Origin of the sequence: Pseudoalteromonas sp. BSi20480, from assembly GCF_000241365.1 — a bacterium.
Lineage (GTDB): Bacteria > Pseudomonadota > Gammaproteobacteria > Enterobacterales > Alteromonadaceae > Pseudoalteromonas > Pseudoalteromonas marina.
Window position 1 is genome coordinate 24,857 of record NZ_BADX01000076.1, and the last position, 9,440, is coordinate 34,296.

Annotated in this window: 9 protein-coding genes, 3 pseudogenes and 1 riboswitch; of the genes and pseudogenes, 4 read left to right on the forward strand and 8 right to left on the reverse strand. The window is 38.4% G+C overall.

The features are described from left to right. Window position 1: 1 nt before the first annotated feature. Complete coding sequence (gene msrA / locus P20480_RS09900; protein WP_008129360.1) at window positions 2-538, forward strand: peptide-methionine (S)-S-oxide reductase MsrA; 537 nt, start codon at window positions 2-4, stop codon at window positions 536-538. 46 nt (window positions 539-584) lie between these two features. Here the strand turns inward: msrA and P20480_RS09895 are convergent, their stop codons facing one another. Next, window positions 585-2,411, reverse strand: a complete 1,827-nt coding sequence (locus P20480_RS09895) for a TonB-dependent receptor domain-containing protein (protein WP_008129362.1) — start codon at window positions 2,409-2,411, stop codon at window positions 585-587. A gap of 33 nt (window positions 2,412-2,444) precedes the next feature. Continuing rightward, a riboswitch (cobalamin riboswitch) is annotated at window positions 2,445-2,608 on the reverse strand. A 177-nt stretch (window positions 2,609-2,785) separates the two neighbouring features. Continuing rightward, on the reverse strand, window positions 2,786-3,268 hold the full coding sequence (locus tag P20480_RS09885) for a YajQ family cyclic di-GMP-binding protein (protein WP_006791536.1): 483 nt from the start codon (window positions 3,266-3,268) through the stop codon (window positions 2,786-2,788). A gap of 152 nt (window positions 3,269-3,420) precedes the next feature. Between P20480_RS09885 and P20480_RS18040 the strand changes: the two are divergent. Next, a pseudogene (locus P20480_RS18040) lies at window positions 3,421-3,771 on the forward strand (VanZ family protein). Next, window positions 3,764-4,666 (forward strand): ketopantoate reductase family protein, encoded by a 903-nt coding sequence (locus tag P20480_RS09880; protein WP_006791538.1) that lies wholly within the window; start codon window positions 3,764-3,766, stop codon window positions 4,664-4,666. Before P20480_RS18040 ends, P20480_RS09880 begins: the two are co-directional and overlap by 8 nt. Before the next feature lie 38 nt (window positions 4,667-4,704). Here P20480_RS09880 and thiI read toward each other — a convergent pair whose 3' ends face one another. Then, window positions 4,705-6,162, reverse strand: coding sequence for a tRNA uracil 4-sulfurtransferase ThiI (gene thiI, locus P20480_RS09875; RefSeq protein ID WP_008129371.1), 1,458 nt, complete (start codon window positions 6,160-6,162; stop codon window positions 4,705-4,707). A 98-nt stretch (window positions 6,163-6,260) separates the two neighbouring features. After that, window positions 6,261-6,914 carry a TetR/AcrR family transcriptional regulator gene (locus P20480_RS09870; protein WP_006791540.1) on the reverse strand — a complete coding sequence of 218 codons (654 nt, stop codon included), beginning with the start codon at window positions 6,912-6,914 and terminating at the stop codon, window positions 6,261-6,263. A gap of 188 nt (window positions 6,915-7,102) precedes the next feature. Between P20480_RS09870 and coaD the strand changes: the two genes are divergently transcribed. After that, window positions 7,103-7,594, forward strand: coding sequence for a pantetheine-phosphate adenylyltransferase (coaD, locus tag P20480_RS09865; protein ID WP_006791542.1), 492 nt, complete (start codon window positions 7,103-7,105; stop codon window positions 7,592-7,594). 59 nt (window positions 7,595-7,653) lie between these two features. Here coaD and P20480_RS09860 read toward each other — a convergent pair whose 3' ends face one another. The 4 genes and pseudogenes from P20480_RS09860 to P20480_RS18045 form a co-directional block, all read right to left on the reverse strand. Next, window positions 7,654-8,169: a hypothetical protein gene (locus P20480_RS09860; RefSeq protein ID WP_008129378.1), complete on the reverse strand. Its 516-nt coding sequence runs from the start codon at window positions 8,167-8,169 to the stop codon at window positions 7,654-7,656. Beyond that, complete coding sequence (locus P20480_RS09855; RefSeq protein WP_033025404.1) at window positions 8,169-8,675, reverse strand: hypothetical protein; 507 nt, start codon at window positions 8,673-8,675, stop codon at window positions 8,169-8,171. Before P20480_RS09855 ends, P20480_RS09860 begins: the two co-directional genes overlap by 1 nt. Window positions 8,676-8,699: 24 nt before the next feature. Next, window positions 8,700-9,231 (reverse strand): annotated as a pseudogene (locus P20480_RS09850) (hypothetical protein). After that, window positions 9,231-9,440 (reverse strand): annotated as a pseudogene (locus P20480_RS18045) (hypothetical protein); the annotation flags it as partial. The pseudogenes P20480_RS09850 and P20480_RS18045, both read right to left, overlap by 1 nt.

The window sequence follows — 9,440 nt, forward strand, 5'->3', positions numbered from 1 at the left end:
TATGAGTTCAACAACGCAAGTAGCAACCTTTGGTGGTGGCTGTTTTTGGTGTATTGACGCAGCATTTAGGCGTGTAAATGGCGTGTCTGATGTAAGCTCGGGTTATACCGGTGGCAATACTGACAATCCAACATACAAATCAGTATGCAGTGGTACAACGGGCCATGCCGAAGTAGTAAAAGTTGAATTTGATAGCACTATTATAAGCTTTGAAACATTGCTCGCTATGTTTTTTACACTGCACGATGCTACGCAATTAAATCGCCAAGGTAACGATATTGGCACACAATATCGAAGTGTTGTTTATTACCATAATGACGAACAACTTTCGCTTACTAACACTATGATTGAACAGCTACAAACCCATGTTAGTGAGCCTATTGTTACCGAAGTCAGCCCGGTGACAACTTACTACCCTGCTGAGCACTATCATCAAGATTACTACAACGAAAACCCGCAACAGGGTTATTGCAGTATGTTAATCGCACCAAAATTACATAAGTTTGAAACCGTATTTAAAGAGTTTTTAGCTGAGTAAAAACACAAAAAAAGCCCGGTAAAACCGGGCTTTTTATTTAGATTATTTAAAACTGGTAATCTATGCCAGCAAAAAAGCGGCGCTCTGGCGTGTTGTAGTAATACACCTGCCCTGTTGTAAAATCAGCGTTAGAATCAACTGCGTTGTATTCCTTATCGAATACGTTTTCTATACGAAGCGACACCGTAATTTCATCATTTACTTGGTAATTGCCTGCTAAATTCCAAAGCGTATACGAACCCAATTGCGAAACCGCCCCTGCTCGCTCACCGCGATATTGCATTGCTATGCTTGTATCAAATGCACCAAACTGTTTTGCAAGCTCCCAATTAAAGGTTCGTTTGGCAACGTTTCTAAGCGCTTCGCCTGTTTCTTTATCTTCGGCACTTAGGTAAGCAAAATTCACATTACTATCAAAACCCAAAATTTGATTGGCTAAACTAAATTCAACACCTTCATATTGGGCCTCATTAATATTGGTGAGTGCAAAATTAGCGTCATAATCAATTTTATCCTCAATTTCATTTCTAAAAATAGCGACATCGACACGTACAGTATCAAAGTCGACGTTTAAGCCAAGCTCACGATTCACTGACGTTTCAGGTTGAAGATTGGCATTGCCGTAAAGAGGAAAGTACAAATCATTAAATGTTGGCGCTTTAAAGCCCGTGCTTTGGCTTATTCTAAATGTTGCGTCTTCAGATAAGTGATAGCCAGCTGCCGCTGTGTACGTTGTTTCATTACCAAATTGCTCATCGTCATCTTGACGAACAGTTAAATTGGCAAGCAACTCATCCGCATCGTAATATGCGCCAACAAATACAGCTAATACATCGCGCTCTTGCACTTCAAACGTGGTTGAGCTTTGTGATACGTCATCATTGTACCAATTAATACCACCACTAATGTTTAACGTGTCGTTTAAGCGGTATTGGCCGTTGTAGTCAATTTGTGAGCGCTTAGTAACAAACGTACTTGTTGTTGGCCCTTGAGAAAAATCAACATAACGATTGTCTGAGTCATCCGTTGCAAATGCTATATCAAGGCTGTGAGTTTGATTTTTATAGTCTTTATTCCAACCAGCCGAAAGCTGGTAATTTTTAAAATCCCCTCGCTCAATCGTACTATCGGCAGGACTAAAGCGGCTGTCGTAATCAGCAAAGCCTTCGCTGTATTGCCCTAGTAACTTAAAGTTACCGAAATGTGTGTCGGTATAGTTTACTTTAAAGCCAAGGTTTTTGTTTTCAAAACCGTCTTCATCAGGTGCTGCACCTTGAAGTACGTCAAAGTTGTCCGTCTTTTCAAATCCTGCATTAAAAGCCGTTCTTACATCGCCTGCTTTTACAGAACCAGCAATTTGGTAGTCTTGGTACGCGTCAGATCCAAACGTAGCACTAACAGAAAGGTTATCTGACTCCCGAGTAATAATATTAATGACACCCGCTAACGCATCAGAGCCATAAATAGCAGCACGTGAACCTTTAATTATTTCTATGCGTTCAATACTATTTAATGGCACATTACTTAATGCTTTTTGACCAAGCGTTGCCGAACCGGTGCGTACACCGTCTATTAAAATGAGCGTATCACCTGACCCTGTACCGCGCAATGAAACACCTGCATTTTGACCAAAACCGCCGTTAGGGTTAACCTGAAACCCAACTTGAGTGGTTAATAGCGTTGGTAAGTCGCGAACATTACTGGTTTCAATGTCATTACGAGTTATAACATTTACACTCGCTAATACATTAGTAATTGATTGTTCAAACTTATTAGCGGTTACCGTAATGGTTTCGATTGATTGCTCTGCAGCAGATACAGATAGTGACAGCGCAGCAGTAATTGCAACGCCAAGAGTTGTTTTTTTTAACATGAATTTCCCCTTCTTTGCCCACCGCAAAGAACTAAGTAAGATTACATCAAGGCCGGTCTCCGGACTCAGTAAATACATAGCTTTATGTATTACTTTACCGTTGCGGGGGCAGTGTTGGGATTGTAGTCATCATGAAAACGCACCAACTTCCCGATTATCTTATTAAAAAAATCAAACCATTGAAAAGATTAATAAGCACCTTGAAAATAGGCCGCTATTGTGAAGAGTTTAATAAAAAATGTCAACGGACGTCTATACAGCTAAAAAGCGAATCAATTAAAAACAAAAACTATGTAGCGTTTATAAAAAAAGCCAAATAACCTGCGCGGCTATTTGGCTTTTTATTTATAAAGCGCACAAAAAGGCTTTTATAATTAATCGCGGAAGTTTTTAAACTGAAATGGCTGACCTAAATCGGCAGTACGCACCACTTGCATAGCAGCTTGTAAGTCATCACGCTTTTTACCCGTTACGCGTACTTCCTCGCCTTGAATAGCCGCTTGCACTTTTACTTTAGAATCTTTAATGGCTTTTACTACTTTTTTAGCCACATCTTTTTCAATACCTTGCTTTAGCGCAACGTTACGAAAAACATTTTTACCTGCACGGCTAATATCTTGTAACTCTAAGCTCGCTACATCCATACCACGCTTAGAAACTTTACCCGCTAAAATATCAAACAATTGCATAACCTGTGAATCAGCTTCAGCTTTTAGCTTAATTGTTTTGTCGTTTAGCTCAATAGATGCATCAACACCTCTAAAGTCAAAGCGAGTCTCAAGTTCACGGTTGGCATTATCTACCGCATTTTGTGCTTCGTTCATTTCTACTTCAGATACAATATCAAATGAAGGCATTGGTTTTCTCCTAACTATTCAATCTTAATTTTATGGCGCAATTATAACGCTAAAATTATAAATCTTTACATTTTTCTGCATCTTGTTCAGGTGCGATACTAATTTAGTTTGATATACTTAAGCTTCTTTTTTAAGCGACTCTAGGATTTTACGTGACAAGGCGTGTTTACCAAGCTGTTTTTTTGCTCAGCATCGTAGCGTTTACTTTTTATTTGCCAAAGAAATAAAAGGCGCAGCTAACCTATTTCCACACATTGATAAAGTAGCCCATTTTGGGTATTTTTTTTGTGCTTGCTATTATTATGGATAAAGCGTTTAAGCTTCCCTTATACGCACAAATTTTGTTATTGGCCGGTTACGGCGCATCAATTGAAATAATGCAAGACGCACTCCCCTACCGGCAGGCCTCTATTGGCGATTTTATAGCTGATTTTGCTGGTGCTGCTAGTTACTTTTTACTAAGAGTTATTTTTACACCTCGAAAAAAGAATCCCTATGACTAATATTTTAATTGTAGGCGATGGCGCTATTGGCTTGTTACTAAGCCACTTTTTAAGTCACAAAAATAATGTTCATGTTTTAACACGCAAACCAACCTGCAATACGCGTTTTTATAGCCGTAAAAACGCTCCGTCAGATAACATTAATGCACGCTTTATTAATTTAAGCGATCTGGCGCAACAACCTAGTTATGATGTTGTCATTTTTACAGTTAAAGCTTTTCAGGTTCAAGATGCATTTTCACAAGTAAAACCTTATCTTGCTGCAAATTCAATATTAGTCGTTTCTCATAATGGAATGGGAAATATTGAAGAGCTTATTCCTCAGCTGAACACTCAGCAAGCACTATACTTTTTAACCACCAGCATGGCCGGATTTAAGTCTACCCAGTACATTGTGCAACATACCGGTGAAGGGCAAAGCGTGATTGGTGGCTGTAATAAACTTGCAGCTAAAAATCCACAATTTATATCACCACTACTTCAAGCAATTCCTAATTTAAAAATGGTCAATAACATTGAGCAACTTCGCTTTGAAAAGCTGTTGGTTAATGTGGCTATTAACCCACTAACTGCACTTCACAATATAAAAAACGGCCAATTGCGTGCCCCTGCATTTAGCGCAACGATAATGAGTTTACTCTATGAGGGCTGCAGGGTTGCTAACGCAAAAGGGTTGAATATTGCTTTAGCTGATGCGTTAAATAACGCTTACACCGTAATGTCGCTTACCGCTGAAAATTATTCTTCAATGCAGCAAGATATTGCTAATAACAGGCCAACAGAAATAATGGCTATTTGTGGGTATATTAGCGAGCAAGGCAAACGTTACAACATCAAAACCCCAACTAATAATGAGTTACTTGCTAAAATTCAGGCAAAAAAAAGCGTGGTTTAAACCACGCTTTATAAACTATTAACGTATTTACTTACCCTTTAAGGACGATACACTTTTACAGTTGTAAAGCCTTGCTCGTGTAAAATAAGCGCTTGCAACTGGCTCATTACACCTCTATCACAATATAGGTAGTAGTCTTTATCTTTTGGTAGGTCGCCAAACTTTGTAGCTAAGCGGAAAAACGGTAGGTGAATTACTTCAATACCTTCAATTTCAAGCGGCGCCGCGTCTTCTTCTTCTGGCGAGCGAATATCAACAACAACTGAGCCTGGCGGTAAATCGGCAACCGACTCAGCCTCTTTAAGCTCTTGCTTAGCTTCTACGTCGATATCACGAACATCCATAACACGCGCGTTATCTATAACGGTATCAAGTACATCAAAGTCGAACTTTTCTTCTTCGCCTTTAATAACGTCTATTTTTGCTTTTACCGTTGGCTTTTTAGATATAACACCACAGTATTCTGGCATAGTTTCGGCCATTTCAGCGGTACCGATTTGGCGCGCAATGTTTATAATCTCTTGCTTATCATGCTGAATTAGCGGGCGTAAAATAAGGGTTTCGGTTACGCGGTCAATTACACTTAAATTAGCCAACGTTTGGCTAGACACCTGCCCAATACTTTCACCCGTTACAAGCGCTTGAATATTTAGTTTTTCGGCCACTGCGCTACCGGCACGCATCATCATACGCTTGAGTACAACGCCCATTTGGCTATTCTCAACGTTTTCTAAAATCTCGGCAACAACAGGTTCAAAGTCGACCGTAATAAATTTTACTTTATGAGTCGAGCTGTATTTTTTCCATAAAAAGTAACTCGCTTGTTTAACGCCAATTTCGTGGGCAGCGCCACCTAAATTAAAGAACAAAAAGTGCGTACGCGCGCCTTTTCGTATCATTTGGTAGCTAGCTACGCCTGAGTCAAACCCACCCGACATTAACGACAGCACATCTTCTTGAGTTGGCAAAGGGAAGCCCGCCATACCCAAATGTGTTTGCGTTACAATGTAGGCTTTATCATCTTTTACTTCTAGACGAATAGTCACCTCTGGGCGGCTAAGTTTTACGCGGGCACCTTCAACGTGTTGGTTTAAACCACCACCAACGTAACGCTCTAAATCAGTTGAGGTAAAGTCATGTTGGCCTATACGTTTTGCACGTACACAAAATGTTTTACCCGCAATTGTGTGGCCAATTAACTCAAAGGTTTTTTGATAAATTTCGTCCAACGTACTAAATTCGACTTCGGTCACTTCAATAAATTGCACTATACCTGGAATGCGTTGCAAACCATCAATAAAGTCTAACCGAGTTTGCGCGTCAGTTAATTTGGTGACAACTGAAATGTTATCCCAGTTGTTTCTTACTTGTACTTTTTCGTCAATACGACGCAATACAATTTTAATGTTATTTTCTAACACTTTAGTAAAGCGTTTACGAACCGAGCGGCTTTTGATAGCTATTTCGGGGTGTAGTTTGACGATAAATTTAAGCATAGTTCACTCTTAGACTGCGGGAATTCGCGCTCCCAGGCATTTGGCGCGCGATTATAGCAAAAATTTTAACGTCTAGGAAACAGCCAATAAATCAAGCGTTATGCTACTGCCGGTGCTTGCTGTGCAAGTGCCGTGTACTTTTCGCGAAGTTGGTTCATCTGTACGCTGCTTTTTTCTGTGCTGTAGGCCCTAAATAAAGCCAATACTTTTAAAATACCATAATAAATATCTTGCTCAGCAAGCGAACCACTGGGTCTTCGTGCTTTTATGTAAGGTGTCCAAAAGCTAACAGTGAGTTTAAGCGTGTGGGCTAATTCGGTCACGTCTTGTTCGTCAATGGCAATCATGCCTTTATCACGCAATCCCAAAATAACGTTACGAACTTGCTCTAATAACTCAAGCTGAAAATCAATATACGCTTGTTTTAAGTCGGTATCTCTAGAGAGGATATCGCCAAGGTTGTCGTAAAAAAAGTGAAAACGCCACATAAGTTCAAATAGCGAGTCGAGATAAGCAGTTAAATGACTAAATGCATCATCGTCTTTATCAATAGGCTTAAAATGTGTACTTAAGTGATCACGGTAAAGCGCAAAAATATGGCGAATAATATCTTCTTTATTTTTAAAGTGATAATAAAGATTACCCGGACTCATCCCTAAGCTCGATGCAATATGGTTCGTTGTGATTGCACGCTCACCATTTTCATTAAACAACGAAATACTGGTGTGTATTATTTTTTCCTTGGTATTCATATGCTAATACTCAAATAGTCTATTGGCTACATTACACTCAAATTTGGATAGGCAGTATAAACAAAATCAACAATTAAAACACGCCCTAAACAACGCTTAAAATTACCGCTAATGGCTGCACTAGCAACTGGGCTGATTTGTTCTGTAAACACTGTTAAACTGCTACAAAATTATAATTTGTGAACCTTATGAACGTTACTGCAATTTACCCCGGCACTTTTGATCCACTTACTAATGGGCATACAGACCTAATACAACGTGCTGCCAAAATGTTTGACACTGTTTTGGTTGCTGTTGCTAATAACCCAAGTAAACAGCCATGTTTTAACCTTGAAGAACGTGTGGCGCTAGCAAACACAATATTAAGCCACTTAGATAATGTAAAGGTCATTGGTTTTTCTGGATTACTGGCCGATTTAGCACGCGATCACAATGCACACGTACTTATTCGCGGTATAAGAGCGGTGTCTGACTTTGATTATGAATTTCAATTAGCAAACATGAATCGCCGCCTAAACCCCGACCTTGAAAGTGTATTTTTAACACCGGCTGAAAAGAATTCTTTTATTTCATCTACTTTAGTTAAAGAAGTGGCGCGTCATCATGGCGATGTAAGCGAATTTGTAGACCCTATTATTGTAAAAGCACTCAAAGAAAAAGTAGGCTGCAATACTAATTAAGCCTAGTGAGTGCTTTATCAAAGCAAAATATATAGAGGTATTGAGCCTCTAATAATACATTAAGCACGTGTGGTTAGTTTTTTAGTTAACCACACCAGTTTTAACAAATCTTTATTAGTAACAAGTACGACAGCCATTGTTATATCAACAAGCGGCATCACTAACCCGTAAACTCCCCATAACCACCAATAACCGCAATATGGGTTTACTATAAAATCAACATGCATTGCCAGAAAAAGCGTGGCGTTAATAGACAACCCCCATACCAAGTAGTAAAAGCTGACAGGGATCACTTTTCCTAGGCTGTAACGCCAAATAATAATAGTCGCAATCGTAACCGCATCAAAAATAAATAACTGTAAATGCCTAAGTGGTGTATACATATCTATGTATAAACACAAAGTGTACGAAACCATCATAATGAATGACAGGTAAGTTCGGCTATTATCGGTTTTATTAATAGCCGCAGACAAGTTATATAAAAAGGTGAAAACAAATAGCCACGTTATAAAAATACCAAAAGGTTCAGCTATTGAAACCATCATCCAAAAGTAATCTTCCAAAAAACTACCCATTAAACAGAAACCTGTTTTTTACGATTGAGTACACTGTTTTTTAATTTAACCAACCCTAAAATATCTTTATTAGCAATAAGTACTACTGCCATTATGAAGTCAACAATAAGTGTTGAGATACCGTAAACCATCCACAACCACCAATACCCGCAATTTGGGTTTATAATACTATCAATATGCATGGCCATAAAAAGCGATGCATTAATACACAGCCCTACTATTAAATAATAAAAGCTAACAGGGATGAATTTACCTAAGCACAGCCGCCAAATAAAAATAACGGCAATGGTTGCGACATCAAAGGCAAATAATTGAAGATAAGGCGCTGGAGTATAAGCGTCTATGTATAAACTCAACGTATAAGAGACCATCATAATTAATGACAGTTGAGTTCGGCTATTATCAGGTTTATTAATCGCTGCAGAAAGGTTATATAAAAAAGTAAAAACAAATAACCACGTAATAATTATACCTATGAGCTCGCTTATTGCAGCGAGACTCCACATAAAGTCTACCAAACTACACTTTCCTTATTTCACCGGCTTTGTTTTATGATTTAGTACAGTATTTTTTAACTTAACCAACCCTAAAATATCTTTATTTGTAATAAGTACTAGAGCCATTATGAAATCAACAAATGGCACTACCAATCCGTATACCCCCCATAACCACCAATATCCACCATAGAGCTGTATTATTGTATCAATATGCATAGACATAAAAAGCGATGCGTTAATACACAACCCTAAAATTAAATAATAGAAGCTAATAGGAATAACTTTACCCATGCACTTCCGCCAAATAAAAATAACGATAATGGTAGCGACATCAAAGGCAAATAATTGTAAAAACACCGATGGCGTATACGCATATATGTACAAACTCAACGAATAAGAAACCATCATAATGAATGACAGTTGAGTTCGGCTATTATCAGGTTTATTAATAGCCGCGGATAAATTATAATAAAAAAGTAAAAACAAATAGCCACGTAATAAAAATACCAAGAGGCGCACCAATCTCAGCAATGCTTAGGAATATACTTTCCAAATTACTCCCCATTAAATAGCTGCCGATGTTTTACGATTCAACATAATGTTTTTTAATTTAACCAATCCTAAAATATCTTTATTTGTAATAAGTACTAGAGCCATTATGAAATCAACAATAGGTGCTGAGAAGCTATAAAGCATCCACAACCACCAAAATTCATGTGTTGGATTTACTATAGTATCGATATGCATGGCCATAAAAAGCGATGCGTTAATACA